The organism is Nonomuraea sp. NPDC050394 (assembly GCF_044459065.1).
Lineage (GTDB): Bacteria > Actinomycetota > Actinomycetes > Streptosporangiales > Streptosporangiaceae > Nonomuraea.
In genome coordinates this window covers 88,476-103,804 of the sequence record NZ_JBITIO010000025.1, presented here as the reverse complement: position 1 = coordinate 103,804, position 15,329 = coordinate 88,476, and the positions used below count along the sequence as shown (strand labels likewise).

Genomic DNA, 15,329 nt, shown 5'->3' with positions numbered 1-15,329 from the left:
CCGCCCAGGTTCTTGTAGTAGCCGAAGAACTGGGCGAGATGATCTGTCGTCCGCGCCACCTTCGCCAGCGCGAGCTTGGCGGCCTGGCGGGTGTCCGGGTCGCCCTTCGCATAGCAGGCGGCAAGAGCGAACAGAGCGGGCCGCTGCTTCGGAGCCCGCGGCGGGTGGGCGGTCGACATGTCGGTGAGCATGGCCACGACGCGCGGGCCGTCCTCAGCGATGGCCTGGAAGAGGACGCCAGCGTTGTCGGCGGTGAGCTTCTCCTCGCTCACGTAGTAGGTACCGCCCGTGGTGCCCAGGATGAGGAAGTCCTCCAGGCGGTTCCACAGGTCCTTGTCGAAGACGAAGCCGCCCGCGCTATTGCGGACCTGGTCGGTACGGCCGGGGATCGGCCGTGTCTGCGGAGTTTCGGTTGCGGAAATGCTGGCGAGAGGATCGCGGGCCATGAGGCACCTCCTGAGGGGATCGACCCGCCCCGACAGGGGCGGATGTGAGGGAGGGGAGGGCGGATGTGGGGTGCGGACCGGCCGTGGAAGCGTGCTGCCGTTACACCACGAGCGGCCTGGGCCGCTCGCCGGGACTCGAACCCGAACTACTCGCTCCAGAGGCGATAACCGATCATGCTTCGACCCGCCCTCCCCGAGGTTTCGTCAGCCCGGCCGGGCGCATGGATGTGGTGCTCCGAGCCGGGCGCCCAGCCGACCTGGGCCGGACAGCCTGAACGGGCTGTCGCAGGAGTCGAACCTGTATCTGCTTTCGATAACCGACTGGATTCGACCCATGCGCCCGGCCGGGCTGACGAACTGATCACATGGGGTGTGATGGGGGCACGGATGTGGGGATGCCCACCGGCCGTTTAGGCGCTCTGCCAACTGAGCTACCGGAGCCGGAGCTCCGAGCAGGACTTGAACCTGCGACCACCCGCATACAAGGCGATAACCGACAGGACTTCGACCCGTGCCCTCATCACACCCCACCGGCCACACGAAGCTGTAGAAGCGCGGATGTAGGAATGAACACCGGGGTGTCATCTTTGCAAGGTGATAACCGATGTTCGTTCGACCCGCGCCCCCGCAACCCCGTCTGAACCGACCGGGGAACTACAGTCACGACCGTACATTCTCGGATGCGCTTTCGCATCCGGGAATTCGGTGAGGGACATCACACCTTGGTGGTGGAGTCCCGTAGCGCGTACACCAGCGCTTCGAGCCGCTTCAGGAACATCTCGATGTCGGCGCGGCTGCTCGCGCTCACCCACACCAGGCGGATCAGCTGGAAGGCAGCGTGCCGGTCGTCGCCGGTCAGGCCGGTGATGCCAAGCTTGTGCCACAGGGCGGAGCGGCCGTAGATGCTGCGCTCGTACGCGGCGCGTTCGTCGTCGTCGGCGTCTTCGGCGGGCAGCGGCGGATGAAGACGCTGCTCGACCTCGGACGCGGTGATGCCGAGCCGGGCCGCGTGCGCGGCCAGACCGTCGGCGTAGCGGATGCGCAGGGCCTCGTGCAGCACGTGCCCCATCGCGGTCAGCGCCCGGGTGCGCCGCTGCATCTGGGCGCCGGTGCTGCGGTCGGCCAGGTCGGCGAGCTCCACGAGGGCGTCGCCGTACTGCCGGTGGTAGCCGAGCAGCGTCGGGAACACCTCGCCGGCGGCCAGGAGGGCGCAGGCCAGGGTGCGCGCCTGCGCGGCCATCCTCCGGCAGTGAGTCTCGTTCACATGTTCGACAATAGCGGGCAGCCGAAACCGCGCCAGGGGAACGTCAGAACGGCGAGCCGCTCACGGTGTTCCGAAGGTGGGCATCGAAGCGGTGGGATGAGGCGATGTAGCTGGCCAGTTCCTCGGGCGGAAGATCCTCGGCGTAGGTGTCGCCGACGATGTCGGGGTCGCCGGCGCCGCAGTTTTGGCAGTTGCGGATGTGGTGAGCCATGTCGGCGACCTCCTGGGCGGTGTAGGCCATCACCGCGCTCCCATTCCGTCGCGTTCGAGGGCGGCGATGATCGGGTTGAGGACGTCGTTGAGCTGGTCGATGACGATCTCCAGGGCGCGCATGGCGTGCAGTTCGATCTCGTCGTCGGGCCCGGCGGGCAGCGGCAGCTCGGCGGCGGTCAGGGCGAAGTGGGCGGTGGTGGAGGTCAGCAGGTAGGAGCGCTCGGCGATGTCGTCGCTGTCGGGCAGGTAGGAGTGGGCGCCGAACGCGCTGGCGCTGGTGGGCCAGCCGTACCAGCGTGACTCGCCGCGGAAGGCCGGGGCCCGCAACGCGTCTGGACGGCCGGTGACCAGCTCGACGCGGGCGATCAGGTGCTCGGAGAAGGGTGCCAGGCGGGTGGTGATGATGCGCCGGTGCTCCTGCGCGTAGGCGGGCGTCATGATCGGCGCGGTGGCGACCTCGAAGGCGACGGCGGCGAAGTCGGCTGCGTTGGCGTACTCGAAAGCCGCGGCGAACTTGTGGGCGTTCAGCCGTAGGTAGGCGCCGTAGCGGGAGATTCCGTCGGAGGCGCTGGTGCTGTCCTGGTCGTGGTTGAGGCGGTAGGCGACGTTGCTGGTCATGCGGAGCCCTTCGGCGACGGCGGGTTGGTGGGGTCGGGGTGGTTGGTGCGCAGCGCGGCCAGCAGCTCGCCGGCGCGGGCATGTTCGAGGGCCAGCGCGCTCCGTTACGCGTACCAGGAGCCCCGGCGGACAGTACACCCATCGATGACGATCGGCTGGCCGTTGATGACGCTGTAGTTCGTGAAGTCGATTTCGTCCCCGGCGTCCTTGAACATCCGGGCCAGAGCGTCCGGATCGGCGTCCGTGCCGTCGCTCACGATGTACGGCATGGCCATCACGTGTTGGACGCCGAACTCTGTAGTGATCTCGAAGAGGCAGGAGGGGGGCGCCCACGGCTTCCCGGCCCGGCGGGCGGCTTCGAGCGTTTGGTGGTCGTAGGCGTTGGCGGACGCCCGGGAGCCCAGCTTGTACACGATGCTGTTGACGAGAAACGCGGTGCGGTCCTCGCCCTGGCCGATCTTCTGGACCTCCTCGTCCCATTCGACATCGGCCCAGCGGAAATAGGCACGGAGGGCATCGTCGGCGTTTGCGCGGCGGTGGAAGTCGTCGTTGTCGAAGAGGCGGTTCGCCACGGGGCGCGGGTTTGGGTCGGGGGTGGTGTGTTCCATTGTGGCTCTCCGTTCTCAGGTGGGGTCGATCTCTCGTAGGACGGTGTCGCGCTGGGCGCGATCTTGGTGGTTGCGCCAGGAATGATGCACGTCGGAGATCAGGTTGGTGACCGCTTTGTCGCGGGTGGCGGCCCGGGTGCCGCCACCCTTGACGCCGGTACCGAGGTGCCAGGCCAGGCTGCCACCGCGGTGACGGGCATCCCAACCGGAGCGGCGGCCGCTGGCACTGAGGTGCGGCTCGACCGTGCCCAGCAGGTATCCGGCGACGATCACGAAGTGCGAGCCGTCGTCGCGGCCGGTCGCCACCACCTGGACGTCGGCGAGCTGGGCGGCGGTGAACCAGCGGCGGCGCCGTACCGGATCGGCGTCCTTCTTGTACGGCAGCGCCAGGTCCTGGTCCGAGGCATCCAGCTCGATGCCTGGCTCTACGTCCAGGGGTGTAGTGCTCACCTCGGCGACGGGTGCAGCGGCGGGCCGCTTGCCGGGACGGCGGACTGCTTCCGGGATGGCGTCGGGCCAGCGGGTGCGGGCGCTCTGCCGCTTGATGCCGATCGCCTGGCCTAGCTGCGTGTAGGTGACCTCTCCGGTCCGGGCGGCGGCCAATGCGGCGCCGTCGACGAGCTCGGTGGCGAGTTCGCGCACGAGGTCCGCGGCCCGCATGAGCGCAAGCTGGCCCGCGGCGTCGTCGCGCACAGAGGAGCCGCGGTGGCTCAGCTGTCCCGCCAGCTCCAGCGCTAGCGCCCGCACCCGCTCGGCCGTCGTCTGGCGGTTGAGGTCGTCCTGGGCTCGGCTCACGAGGTGACAGGCTAGCCTGTCAAGTCGACTTTCGACAGGTGCGGCTGTCATATGCTGCGCCTGATTACGACTTGGGCATCCCGGACCGCCGCCGCGACATCCACGGTGCAATGAGGGCATGAGGCCCTTTCGCCGCTCCCCCCGACCGCCGTCACGACCGCCCGAGTTGCGTCCTCCACGCTCGATGCTGTGGTGGGTCCTGCCCGGCGCGCTGCTCATCGGCGCCGCCGCCTGGGGCACCGCGCAATGGCTACTTCAAGGGCTTCCTCACCTGCCGATCCCTCAGCAGGTCTCCACCCGGATCGAGGCCCTGCGCACCGCGCTCGCGGCCGCGGCAGGGGTCGGTGCCGGTGTGACCCTGCTACTGGCGGTACGGCGGCAGCGTCACCAGGAGGTGGCAACCTGGCACGTCACCCATGACGCGGCGGAACGCCGCGTCACCGAGCTGTATGCGAAGGCGGTCGAGCAACTCGGAAACGCCCAGGCCCCGGTACGGCTCGGAGGCCTCTACGCACTGGAGCGCCTGGGCAAAGATAATCCCACCCTGCGCCAGACCATCGTGGACGTGATCTGCGCATATCTCAGGATGCCCTACCAGCTTCCGGACGAGGAGAAGTCCGAAACTGAGCCGGCCGTCCCACGGGCTGCGGTCGGCGGTGTCACCAAGCCCGCGCCCACGCCCACCCGCGACCCACACGAAGAACGTCAGGTCCGGCTGACCGCCCAGCGCATCCTGGCCGACCATCTGCGCTACCGGGCCCTGGACACACACCGCTGGTGGCAGCCACGCCCCGCCGACCCCAACCTTCGCTACTGGGCGGACATCCGCCTCGACCTCACTGGCGCTATCCTGGTCGACCTCGACCTCGGCAACTGCCGCATCAGCGACGCCCGGTTTGGCGGCACGACCTTCTCCGGCAACACCCGGTTCAACGACGTGACCTTCACCCGCGACGCCGGGTTCGACGGCGTGACCTTCACCCGCGACGCCGGGTTCAACGACGCGACCTTCACCCGCGACGCCGGGTTCGACGGCGTGACCTTCACCGGTGCCGTCCAGTTCGACGGCGCGACCTTCACCCGCGACGCCCGGTTCGACGGCGCGACCTTCTGCGGCGATGTCCGGTTCGACGACGCGATGGGGGTGGAGAACGTTGACCTAAGCGACGTGCGAGTAGCGCCGGTCGCCGCAAAGGTCAAACGGCGATGGCCGTCAGCCTGGCGGGAGGAGGATGGTGCGGATGGGTGGCAGACGTTGCGGCTCGCCACTCCCGAGGAACTAGCGCAGGCTGATGGTGAGGGGAACATGGCCGAGGGCGGCTAATGCAAAGCCGCTCCTCGCCTGCGGCAACGCTGCCGCAGCGGACCGAAGACACCACTATGGGTACGTGCAAGACGGCCTCCGGAAAGCTGCGCTACCCCTAGCGCCCGGAGGCCGTCGAATTACCCGAAACCAAGCCAACACGAGGCCCGAAGACCACCATGAAAAGCCGGTTGCGTCCATGATGGCATCCCGGCGCGGGTGGCGTCAGCGACCAGACCCCATCAGCAGATACAAGGTATAGGCGGCCAGCGTGGAGTCGTCGGTGATGCCGCCCGAGCGGATGAGGTCCTCGACCTGCGTACGGGGCAGCCAGCGGTGGGTGAGGTCCTGCTCCTCGACCTCCAGGTCCGGTATGCCCGGGGTGAGGTCTGTGGCGAGGAACACGTTGAAGCCCTGGCTGGACATGCCCTTGGCGCAGTTGAGCCGGCCGAGGTGGCGCATGGTGGCCGCGGTGAAGCCGGTCTCCTGCTGCAGCTCATCGTGGGCCAGCTGGAAGGGGTCGCCGTCGGCGCCGTTGGGGAAGGTGCCCTGGACGAACTCCAGGCTGCGGTCCCGGACGGGGTAGCGGTACTGCTCGACCATGTGGAAGCCGTCGTTTTCGGCGGCGATGACCAGCGCGAAGTCGGGCTTCTCGATGTAGGAGTAGATGCCGGTGGTGCCGTCGAGCCGCTGGATGTTGTCCTCGATGACCCGCATGTACGGGTTGTCGTAGACGACGCGGGTGCCGGTGCGGACGATGGGGTGCTCGGCGTTCGGGGTCAACAACGGTCACGCTCCGGGTCCATAGCGGTAGACGAGCGGGCTGCGGCGGGTCACGACGACGCGCCGCGTCACGTCAATGATCTTGTGATGGTGGGTGTAGGAGGTGCGCCACACGACGACGACCGGCTCGTCGACGTCGATCTGCAGCAGCTCCCGCTCGCGGTCGTCGGCGTGCGCCGCGACGAGCCGGTCCTCGCACAGGAGTAGCGGGAACTCGATTTCCTCCAGGCGGGAGTACATGCCGCCCGGCCCGGTGTCGACCTGCAGCAGGCGCGGCACCAGTTCCACCCACTCCCACGCGAGGTACGTGGTGGACAGCTGGATGGGCGGCTCGCCCGCGACGCCCTGGACGCGGGCCCGCTCCAGTACGCGGGTGCCGATCGGCACGGCGAGGCGCAGCGCCACGTCCTCGACGGCGTCGAGCTCGGTGATCGTGGTGTCGGTGAACGGTTCCTTGCCTTTGGCCAGGACAGAGACGGCGAACCCCCGCCACTGACCCACCTGGGTGCTGATGTCGGACGTCTCGCGGGACAGGCCGGCGCCACGGTCCAGGACGCGGCCGCCCTGGCCCTTGAAGAGCTCCACCAGGCCGTCGGCGGCCAGGAGCTTCATGGCGTTGCGGATGGTGGACAGGTCGCACTGGTGCAGGCGCGCGAGTTCGGCCATCGGAGGTAGCCAGGAGCTGGGGGCGTACTCGCCGCTGTCGATCTTCGCTCTGACGCTGTCGGCGATCGCCTGGGCCTTCATCGGCGCCCTAGGCATGCACGTTCTCCAATCCGACCCTCCCCGCCGCTGGGATGGAGTTTCCCAGGTTGGCCCTACCTTAGCCCCCCGCTGTGGGCGATTCAGTAGCGGCCGTAGGGCTATGTGTTTTGAAAAGCCTCTTGCCGTAGGTCTAACGTAGCCCTACGTTAGACCTACGAATGTCCGGAAGTGCTTGGTGTCGAACCTCTTGGCCGGATCTCCGGTTCGGTTCTTGACCTGCACAATCCCCCTCCCGGAAGGGCGAACCCTCCATGACGGCGACCGCCGAGCCTCCTGGCCTCCCCGAGCCGAGCTACTGGCCGGGCGAGGTGGCCGCGTTCTTCCGCGTCGACGCGCGCACGGTGCGCCGATGGGCCAACGACGGCAAGCTCCGCTGCATCTTCACCCCCGGCGGCCACCGCCGCTTCCCGGAGTCGGCGGTGCGCGCGTACCTGGGCGAGCAGTGGGTGCTGCCCGAGGAGCGGCAGTGAGCGCGCCTCCGCTGTACGGCAAGGCCGCCCGCGACGTCGCGGCCGGTCTGCGCGAGAAGTCGGCGGCCGAAGCTGAGCAGGTCCGCGCCAACGGCGCGCTCGAGCGCCGGGCACGCGCCCTCAGCTTGGAGGACGACCAGGCCCGTCGCGCGGAAGAGCGGAAAGCTGCTCGTCGCGCGGCCAAGCTGAAGCTGAAGGCCGACAGGCGGCAGGCCCGCGTCAAGGCGTCGGCCGCGCGCTGGATCAGGAGCCGGCGTGGCGTCGCCGCGGCGGCCGCGGGCGTTCGCGACGCGGTGCCGTACCTGTTGGGCGTGATCGCGATGGGCGCCCCGATCGTCATCGCGTGGCGCGGCCAGTCGGAGTACGGCGAGCACCAGCTCGGCCTCGGCGGGTGGTCGTGGGTGCTGCCCGTGGCGCTGGAGGGGGCGGCCTGGTACCAGGCGTTCCTGGCGCACCGGGCGATCACGCATGGGCTGCCGAGTCTGCGCTACCGGATGGCGACGTGGCTGCTGGCCGGGGCGGCGGCCGTGATGAACCTGTGGCACGGGGCGGAGTCCGGGTCGCTGTCGCGGGGTGTGGTGCTGGCGCTGTGCTCGCTGCTGGGCGTGCTCCAGTGGGAGCTGACCGCGATGCAGAACGCGCAGGTCGCGGGCGGCCGGTCGATAGCCGAGCTGCGCATCCAGCTGTGGCGGTGGATTCGCTACCCCCGCCTGCACTGGGCGGCGCACTCGACCCGGACGGCGCTTGGCCCGGCCTGCTCGACGGAGCAGGCGTGGCATCTGGCGTGGCGAGACCGGTACGGCGTGGGCCCCACCTCGACCCGGGCCGAGCGGACGGTCGCGGCGGCGGTCTTGGCCCGGCAGGTGGCCGAGGACCTGGAGCTCGCCGCCGACGGGGAGCTGCTGCTCGGCGCTGACGGCCGGCTGGTGCGGCCGAAGCGGCTCGCGCCGGAGTCGATCCGGATGGCCGAGCTGCAGGACCTGGTAGGCGAGAACGCGGTGGCCAGCATCACCGACTGGCTCGCTGACCGGTTCCCGGCGCAGGCGTACGCGACCCGCGGGGGTGTGGGGAGCGGCTCCTCTTCCCTGGTGCCGCTCCCCCGGCCCGCCGCTCCCCCGGCGGGCGGTCGTCAGGGGGCTGGGGTGGGCGCTGGCCGGGTGAACGGTGGCCAGGTCAACGGCCACCCCAAGCCCACCCTTACGGGCCGCCCCTCCCCCACCCCAGACGCCCACCCCAAGCCCACCCCAGCGACCCGCCCCTCCCCCACCCCGAAGACCCGCCCCAGGGCCCGCTCCGTCCGGCTGAAGGGTGGCCACCCCATCGTGCGTCGCCGCACCTTCGAGCAGGTCGAAGCCGACTTCTACGCGGCGATCCGTGCGGGTCGTCTTGACCCGTCCCACCTCACCGCCGACGGCATCAAGGCCGTCGTCGGCACCAAGCGCGAGATCGCCGTGCGGCTGCGTGACGAGTACCCGAACCCCGCCCACACCCACCCTTCGGGGGAGCCCTCATGAGAGACCACCTCAACCTCGTCCTCCGCCTCGACGACGACCCGACAACCATCCGGAGCCTGTGGGCCACCTACGACGACACCGCCCCCGACCGGATCACCCTCACCGAGATGCGCGAGGACGCCGGCGAGGTGGTCATCGCCGTCTGCCCGCGCGTGACGCTGTCGCGCATCCACCGAGGCTACGCCGAGCACGCCGGCTTGAAGCTGCAGGCGTCGGCATCACACCTGGGGCGGCTCCTGGTCGTCCTGCCCGACGACGACCGGCTGTGGTGGACCGACCAGGCCGCTCTGGGCGGCTTCGTGGACGGCACCTTCGATCGGGTGCCATCGGGCGGCGAGTCCGAGCATCTGCTGCGGCGCGCTCGTCAGGTGTTCTTCGGCGAGGAGCGGGTGTGAATGCCACGCTGCGTAGCCGCTGCGGGAGGGGGCGGCGCCGGGATGGAACCGCTGGTGGGAGCCGGATTGGGGGGCTACGCGCCGGTGCACGCACGTGCGCGCACGTGCACGCGAAGGACGGTAGCACACCGCCCCGACAGTCACCGTGTGTAGCCACTGGAGGAGAGAGGTTCATGCCGGACGCCCGGTCGAAGGCCCAGGCGCGCACGGCCCGCTGGGAGGCGCGGCTGAAGGCCGCTCCCACGCCGGAGGAGGAGTTCGCGACCGCGCACCGGTACCTGATGAACGTCCTGGCGAATGTGTCGTCTGCCCGGCAGCGGGCCAAGCTTCTGCGGCATTACGCGGACGAGTTCGCGACTGCTGCCCGTGACGTCACCAGGTCGGAGTACGGCGGGGAGGGGGGATGAGCGCCGTGCGTCAGTTCAAGTCGCCCTACCCCGACTCCGAGCCTGCGGCTGACGAGCTCGCGCAGGTCGTCAACCTGCCGGGCACCGCCGGTCCCGCGCCTGCGTCGGCCGGCGACGAGCCCGGTACGGACCTGGAGGTTACGCAGCCACGCACCCGGCTGCTGGCCAAGGCCACCAGCCGGGTGCGGTCGCTGGTGGTCGACGAGCGCGGCGAGTCGGTGCTCACCGACCGCCGGCCGTCGATCGCTGAGGTGTGGATGCAGTACCGCACGTGCGAGGCACACCGCGGGGAGGCGTGGCCCATCCGCGTGGGCTACGTGCTGTACGGGGTGCTGTTCGCGGTGCCGGTACACGTGCTGCTCGCCGCGGCCTCGGCGCTCACCCGGTACCCGATCTACCTGATCGTGTTCCTGCTCATCTGGCGGCTGCTGGTGGCCACCACGCCGATCGAGACCGCCGCGCAGTGGGCGCTCGGCCTGCTGTCGTTTCTCCTCACCTGAAAAGGGGTCGTCCCATGCTGGAAACGATCATCGGCGCTCTGGTCGCGGGCGTCCCGTTCCTCTGCCTTGGCGTCATCTTCCTCAAGCGACGCAAGGCCTCGCGGTTCACGTTCCTGCTGATGACGACCGCAGGCGTGGGCGCTGTCCCGTTGACGCTGTGGCTGGCCGAAGCGCTGGTGGACCTGATCCCGTCGCCTGACGCGAAGGGGTGGGTGGGGGTGTTCTTCCTGACGGCCTGCGTCTGCCTGGTGTTCGCGATCATCATCGACTGGAAGGACGGCCGCATCGACTACCCGCTGGTCGGGCTGCTGGCCGCATCGGTGATCGCGGGCGCGGTCGCGCACGGCGGCGCCGGGTGGGCGTACGTCACCAAGCACCACGAGAGCAGCGCGAAGCCCATCACCCAGGTGGTGGAGTAGCGGTGGGGCTGGAGATCGCGCTGCTGCTGGCGCTGCTCGCGGCGGGCGGCCTCTGCGGCGGGGTCGTGTGGTGGCGCCGTCCTGACCTGCGTGCCCCGGCCGGTGACGCGTTCAAGCAGGGCTGCCTGGCGGCGGGCCAACAGCTGAAGACGGAGTTCAACCGAGGCCGCGCCGACGTCGCGGGCGGGTGGGCACGCGTCCGCAAGAGCCTGGACCGCAGCGACAACCCGCTCGCGCCCGCGCTGATCGGGTTCGGCGACACCCTCGGCGTCGCCCTGATCGCAGGCGGCGCCCTGGCCTGGGGCACCGCCCGCACCGTCATCGCCGCCAAGCGGGCCCTCGGCGCGTTCATCGACGGCTGGAAGGCGGGCTGGGGCCGCCACCAGGACGATCCCGACGTCGAGGTCGAGCCCATGCCCCCTGCCGATGAGCCCGACGACGTCCACGAGGCCGTCGTCGTCGAGGACCTCCCAGAAGACGACCACGAAGACGATGACCCGCCGCTTCCGCAGGCCGGGCCCGATGACCCCGACCTGGCCGTCTACGACCAGGTCACGCCACCACCTGAAGGAGAAGTCATGTCCAACCAGCCAGCCCTGCGCGGCGAAGTCGCCGGCGGCCTGCAGCACCTGAAGCAGGCCTTTGACGGCGGCGCCGTCTCGGTTCAGGCGATGGTCTCCCGCATCGATGGGATCGGCGCGGAACTGGCCGCTCACCTCGCGGCCCAGGGCGACATCCTGCCGAAGGTTCGCCAGACGAGGGAGACCGCGAGCGTCCTGTCCAGGCAGTTGAAGGAGGTGGCTGCCTCCCTGCAGAAGCTGATCGGGGGCTGACGGCCCGGATCGTGGCCCGCTTCGGCGCGGAAGCGGGCCACGGCCCAGGGCGCCAGCCCCGCACTTCTCCTCTCTCGGCGATGGGAACCTCATGGACCACCTCGGCGTGCAGTTCGGTGAGCCCGCCCCGACTACCCGGCTTGACCCCGGCCCGGGGCGAGGCAAACCGCTTGATGAGTCCCCTCGGCATGCGCGTCGCAGCGACGGCGAACGCGACCCGAAGCCGGAGACGGTTGCGGCGGCTGAGCAGGCCAAACGCGTCGTCCGCAGGACGACGTGGCGCTACCGGCGCAACCTGGCCATGCTCACGCCGTTCGCGTTGATGCTTGGCCTGCACGCCGCGGCGAAGGGCCTCGACGGGTTCGAGGTCGAGGTGCGATGGCTGTTCGTGCACGAGGTGCTGCGCTGGCAGGGGCCGTCGTCGTGGTGGCTGAAGGTCGCCCTCATCGTGCTCGGCGTCGGCCTGGTCCTCGGCGTGCTCGCCATGCGTAGCGTCGCCATCCCCGGGATCGCGCTCACCGCCGCGGCGCTGTGGCTGCTGGCAGCCGGCACCCTCGGCGCGTCTGAGCTGCTGCTCCTTCTCATGTGGCTGGTCGGGACGCTGCTGTCGCTGCGATACCTGCGCGCACACTGGCGGCGGCCGCGGCCCGAGCCGTTCCCGATTGAACAGCCACCGGTCGAGCCCGAGCCGGACCCGGAGCCGGGCGAGGCCTCCGTTCAGCAGTGGTGGGCGGACGAGGTCGTGCCGCTGTACTCGGGGTTCGCGACGACCCGGCTCGGCCGGGCGGTCGACGTGCCGGGCGGATTCTCTGCGCCGATCATCGGTACGCCGGGGCGGACGCTGCCGTCGCACCTGTTCGGGACGACGCCACGCGAGGTGATCGCCTCGCTGAAGGGGATCGGCGTCGAGCAGGTCCAGATCGAGCCGACCCGGCCGGTTGACGCCTCCCGCGCGGTCCTCACCGTCGTGGAGAACGACGCCAGCCTGGCCCGCAGGCGCACCCTGGAGGACGACGGCGCCCGCATCGACCCGCGCACCGGGAGGGCGCGCGTCGGCTACTTCTTCGACTCGCGGCCCGCTCACGTGCAGTTCTGGACCAGGTCGGGCGGCATGCAGATGCATCTGACGTTCGGCCGGGTCGAGTCCGGCAAGACGAGGTTCGCCGAGACGAAGGTGGCGCTCGCGCTGCGCTGCGCCCAGCTCGTGACCGGCGTCCTCGACCCGCAGGAGGGGCAGTGCATGCCCGACCTCCTGAAGGCCGTCACCCTGCAGGCGACCGGAGTGCCGGGATGCGCCGCGCAGCTGCGTCGGCTCGCGTACGTGTTCCGGCGCCGCTCGGCCTACCTCGGACAGGCCATCTGGATGGACGAGCGCGGCCGCGAACGGCGCGGCAAGGCGCAGCTGGTGCCCGGCGAGCAGCTGATCGACCCCGTCACCGGCCGCACGTTCCATATGCCGGGTTTCTACGGCGTGCTGGACGAGTTGCCGCTGCTGCTCGGGGACGACACCTACGGCCGGGAGGCGGTCGAGCTCCTGACGACGTCGGCGATGACGATCCGCAAGGCCGGGGGTGGTCTCGACGGCATCAGCCAGAACGCCGGCTTGGACTACCTGCACGAGATGGGGCTGCGTTCCAACCTGGCCGGGCAGGTCGCCGGATTCCGCACGAAGGCATCCGATGATCATCACATGGTCGGGTTGGCCGCTGACCCGTCCACGCTCGAAGAGGCGTTCGTCTCCACCGGGGAGCCGACCAGCGGCCTGTGCTACTTGTCCGGCCCGGACGCCCGGCCGCGCGCGAAGGCCCGCACCCTCATCGTTGACGACCCGTTCGGGTGGGCGCAGAGGCGCGCCGCGGGCATGTGGGATGAGGTGACGCTCGGCTTCTTCGCCGACTACGACGAGCTCCTCGCTCGCGGACGCCAGCCGGGACTGACACTCGTGGCCGGCGACGCGCAGGCCTCGCCGGCCGGGGGTGACGTGCAGGCGGCCATCGAAGCTGTCCTCGGGGCTGCGCCCGGCTGGATGGAGCTCGACCAGGTGATCGCGGCAATCGGCGGCAGGATCGCGGCGTGCACGCTCGGCGACATCGACGCCGCGGTGGAGGCGCTGGTGGTCGAGGAGCGGGTGTGGCGGCGCGGCAGCGCGCTGATGGCGGTCTCGCGGGCGGGGGGTGCGTGATGGGCCGCCTCGCGGTTGTCGTCTGGTGCCCGGTCAAGAGCCGGGACGTGGAGGTGGAGCTGGCGCCGTACCGGCTGGCGTGCTGCCCAGAGTGCCGGGCGCCGCTGCAGTCGGAGCGCGAGTCGTGGCGTACTGCCGCACACCCCACGAAGGTCGTCCGCTCGCGGTAATCGCTGGCGGCTGCTCACGGGTGTCGGGCCGGTCGAACCTCCCGGCCCGACACCCCCTCCCCGAGAGGTTCGCGACCCGAGAAAGGGGATCTGGATGGAACCGAACCTGTGGGCCACGGTCGACGACCTGATCAAACAGGCAGCCAGTTGGGATGACTGCGGGCTGACCGCTAAGGCGCAGGCGTACCGTCAGAACGCGGCGGCTGCGGCGGCCGCCGCCCGGATGCAGTCGGCTCAGGGCCTGAGCGAGGAGATCGAGAAGCTGAAGGAGCGCGTCAGCGCCCTGGAGGGCCGCATCTGATGGGCGAGCGGATGGCAGCCTTGCGCGCTGTCTTGTCCAACGTCGGCGCTCTCATCACCGGGACCGAGGCGGTAGGCGAGGCGGTAGGCAAGACGGAGGCGGTGCGTCTGCTGTGGCGGGGCGCACACGCGGATGGGACGGTGCGGCTGTGCTCCCGGCGGGGGCCGCGGCGTAGCGCTGATGTGGGCGAGATCGAGTCGATCGTTGCCGCGGGCACGACGGTGATGGTGCGGGCGCATCGCCTGCACCACGACGTCGTCATCCAGCGCCCTGGCCAGGAGTGCGTCTTCTGGGTGCGTCGGGGGCCGCAGTGAAGGCCGGCGACACGCCGCGGCCGCGGTGGCTGAAGGTGTTCAGCCGTGACACGGACACCCGCGGCGTCCTCCACGACGCCGGCGAGGTGGGTGGGGACGTGCAGGCGACGCCGTCGTACAGCGTCCGGTACACGGCGCGGGAGCGGCCGGGGGCCGTGGTGACGGTCTACTTCTACGGCCAGCGGACGGGTGCCCGCACGTACGAGGTTGGATGGCAGGTCGAGAAGATCATCTGCCGGGATGTGCGGGATCCGGGGGGCACTGAGGAATGGTCCGCGGCCGAGTACGGGCCGTCTGCGGAGGAGGCCGCGCGTAGTCGCCCGTTCAGGCAGGCGGCCCATGCGGAGGTGGCTGCGCAGAGGCTGGCGCGGGAGCATCGCCCGGAGATGATCACCTGGAACGGGATTCGTCCGGAGAGCAGATGATCGGATGATTGGTTCTATCGGGTTCTGCGGTTTCATGGGTTGAGGACTGGCCGAATTTCCGCAGGACCCGATAGAGTTCCGGTCATCTCTGACGTGATGGATCATCTGGGACGGAGGGCATGGATCGTGACGCTGTCGTCCGTAGTGGACCCTTTGGCCAGTCCGGGGGTGGTGCGCATGCGCAGAGACGGGCACCTGTGATGATCGAAGTCGCTGAAAGTGCTCGCGCGACACGCCGCAAAGGTGCTGGAATCATGAATCACAGTTGCGCCAGGATAGGCGACCATGAGCGTAAGCAAGCCTGGGCCGGAGCGCACGATCCTGCGTCGGCGTCTCTCGCTGTCCTTCACGCGTCCCGAGGTCGAGGAAGCCATCCGGGAGCTCCACGCGGGCACCGGCATGTCACAGGCCCGTGTCGCCGAGGAGCTCATTGCGATGGCACTCGGTCTCGGCAGCTCGCTGTCTCCCGAGGAGTCTCAGCAGGAACTCCCCCTCGACGATGCCATGGACGATGCCATGGCAGCCGCCTAGCTGTACGGCTGGCGCGAAAGGAGAACAGCCCCCAGACATGAGAAGAGCCCCGCAGAGCGGGGCCCCTCGCGAA

Annotated in this window: 22 protein-coding genes; 14 read left to right on the top strand and 8 right to left on the bottom strand. The window is 69.9% G+C overall.

Annotated features, from left to right (window positions below):
• From ACIBKY_RS51600 to ACIBKY_RS51575, 6 genes are all read right to left on the bottom strand, one after another.
• Nucleotides 1-446, bottom strand: a 446-nt coding sequence (locus ACIBKY_RS51600; protein WP_397109449.1) for a TROVE domain-containing protein, incomplete at its 3' end; no start/stop codon positions are given.
• 715 nt (nt 447-1,161) lie between these two features.
• Nucleotides 1,162-1,710, bottom strand: coding sequence for a hypothetical protein (locus ACIBKY_RS51595; protein WP_397109447.1), 549 nt, complete (start codon nt 1,708-1,710; stop codon nt 1,162-1,164).
• 43 nt (nt 1,711-1,753) lie between these two features.
• A complete protein-coding gene (locus ACIBKY_RS51590) occupies nt 1,754-1,951 on the bottom strand; it encodes a hypothetical protein (protein ID WP_397109445.1) in 198 nt (65 codons plus the stop codon).
• A complete protein-coding gene (locus ACIBKY_RS51585; protein WP_397109443.1) occupies nt 1,951-2,541 on the bottom strand; it encodes a hypothetical protein in 591 nt (196 codons plus the stop codon). Before ACIBKY_RS51585 ends, ACIBKY_RS51590 begins: the two co-directional genes overlap by 1 nt.
• Nucleotides 2,542-2,645: 104 nt before the next feature.
• A complete protein-coding gene (locus ACIBKY_RS51580; protein ID WP_397109441.1) occupies nt 2,646-3,149 on the bottom strand; it encodes a hypothetical protein in 504 nt (167 codons plus the stop codon).
• 15 nt (nt 3,150-3,164) lie between these two features.
• On the bottom strand, nt 3,165-3,944 hold the full coding sequence (locus ACIBKY_RS51575; protein WP_397109439.1) for a hypothetical protein: 780 nt from the start codon (nt 3,942-3,944) through the stop codon (nt 3,165-3,167).
• A gap of 184 nt (nt 3,945-4,128) precedes the next feature.
• On the opposite strand from ACIBKY_RS51575, the gene ACIBKY_RS51570 reads away from it, so the two are divergent.
• Nucleotides 4,129-5,268, top strand: a complete 1,140-nt coding sequence (locus tag ACIBKY_RS51570; RefSeq protein ID WP_397109437.1) for a pentapeptide repeat-containing protein — start codon at nt 4,129-4,131, stop codon at nt 5,266-5,268.
• Between the two features lie 204 nt (nt 5,269-5,472).
• Here the strand turns inward: ACIBKY_RS51570 and ACIBKY_RS51565 are convergent, their stop codons facing one another.
• A complete protein-coding gene (locus ACIBKY_RS51565; RefSeq protein ID WP_397109435.1) occupies nt 5,473-6,033 on the bottom strand; it encodes an ADP-ribose pyrophosphatase in 561 nt (186 codons plus the stop codon).
• A gap of 3 nt (nt 6,034-6,036) precedes the next feature.
• Nucleotides 6,037-6,792: a GntR family transcriptional regulator gene (locus tag ACIBKY_RS51560; RefSeq protein ID WP_397109433.1), complete on the bottom strand. Its 756-nt coding sequence runs from the start codon at nt 6,790-6,792 to the stop codon at nt 6,037-6,039.
• Nucleotides 6,793-7,046: 254 nt separating this feature from the next.
• Here ACIBKY_RS51560 and ACIBKY_RS51555 point away from each other — a divergent pair, with 254 nt between their 5' ends.
• From ACIBKY_RS51555 to ACIBKY_RS51495, 13 genes are all read left to right on the top strand, one after another.
• On the top strand, nt 7,047-7,265 hold the full coding sequence (locus ACIBKY_RS51555) for a helix-turn-helix domain-containing protein (protein WP_397109431.1): 219 nt from the start codon (nt 7,047-7,049) through the stop codon (nt 7,263-7,265).
• Nucleotides 7,262-8,779 (top strand): DUF2637 domain-containing protein, encoded by a 1,518-nt coding sequence (locus tag ACIBKY_RS51550; protein ID WP_397109429.1) that lies wholly within the window; start codon nt 7,262-7,264, stop codon nt 8,777-8,779. Before ACIBKY_RS51555 ends, ACIBKY_RS51550 begins: the two co-directional genes overlap by 4 nt.
• Nucleotides 8,776-9,174, top strand: a complete 399-nt coding sequence (locus ACIBKY_RS51545; RefSeq protein WP_397109427.1) for a hypothetical protein — start codon at nt 8,776-8,778, stop codon at nt 9,172-9,174. Before ACIBKY_RS51550 ends, ACIBKY_RS51545 begins: the two co-directional genes overlap by 4 nt.
• A 173-nt stretch (nt 9,175-9,347) precedes the next feature.
• Entirely contained in the window at nt 9,348-9,581 is a 234-nt protein-coding gene (locus tag ACIBKY_RS51540) for a hypothetical protein (RefSeq protein ID WP_397109425.1), read from the top strand.
• Nucleotides 9,578-10,081: a hypothetical protein gene (locus tag ACIBKY_RS51535; protein ID WP_397109423.1), complete on the top strand. Its 504-nt coding sequence runs from the start codon at nt 9,578-9,580 to the stop codon at nt 10,079-10,081. Before ACIBKY_RS51540 ends, ACIBKY_RS51535 begins: the two co-directional genes overlap by 4 nt.
• A gap of 14 nt (nt 10,082-10,095) precedes the next feature.
• Nucleotides 10,096-10,500, top strand: coding sequence for a hypothetical protein (locus ACIBKY_RS51530; RefSeq protein ID WP_397109421.1), 405 nt, complete (start codon nt 10,096-10,098; stop codon nt 10,498-10,500).
• 2 nt (nt 10,501-10,502) lie between these two features.
• Nucleotides 10,503-11,333: a hypothetical protein gene (locus ACIBKY_RS51525; RefSeq protein ID WP_397109419.1), complete on the top strand. Its 831-nt coding sequence runs from the start codon at nt 10,503-10,505 to the stop codon at nt 11,331-11,333.
• A gap of 91 nt (nt 11,334-11,424) precedes the next feature.
• Entirely contained in the window at nt 11,425-13,515 is a 2,091-nt protein-coding gene (locus tag ACIBKY_RS51520; protein ID WP_397109417.1) for a hypothetical protein, read from the top strand.
• The gene (locus tag ACIBKY_RS51515; RefSeq protein WP_397109415.1) at nt 13,515-13,685 is read left to right on the top strand and encodes a hypothetical protein; all 171 of its coding nucleotides are present in this window, start codon (nt 13,515-13,517) and stop codon (nt 13,683-13,685) included. The genes ACIBKY_RS51520 and ACIBKY_RS51515 overlap by 1 nt, the downstream gene beginning before the upstream one ends.
• Before the next feature lie 94 nt (nt 13,686-13,779).
• On the top strand, nt 13,780-13,986 hold the full coding sequence (locus ACIBKY_RS51510) for a hypothetical protein (protein WP_397109413.1): 207 nt from the start codon (nt 13,780-13,782) through the stop codon (nt 13,984-13,986).
• On the top strand, nt 13,986-14,300 hold the full coding sequence (locus tag ACIBKY_RS51505; RefSeq protein WP_397109411.1) for a hypothetical protein: 315 nt from the start codon (nt 13,986-13,988) through the stop codon (nt 14,298-14,300). Before ACIBKY_RS51510 ends, ACIBKY_RS51505 begins: the two co-directional genes overlap by 1 nt.
• A complete protein-coding gene (locus tag ACIBKY_RS51500) occupies nt 14,297-14,725 on the top strand; it encodes a hypothetical protein (RefSeq protein WP_397109409.1) in 429 nt (142 codons plus the stop codon). Before ACIBKY_RS51505 ends, ACIBKY_RS51500 begins: the two co-directional genes overlap by 4 nt.
• 285 nt (nt 14,726-15,010) lie before the next feature.
• Nucleotides 15,011-15,256 (top strand): hypothetical protein, encoded by a 246-nt coding sequence (locus ACIBKY_RS51495; protein ID WP_397109407.1) that lies wholly within the window; start codon nt 15,011-15,013, stop codon nt 15,254-15,256.
• Nucleotides 15,257-15,329: the final 73 nt, after the last annotated feature.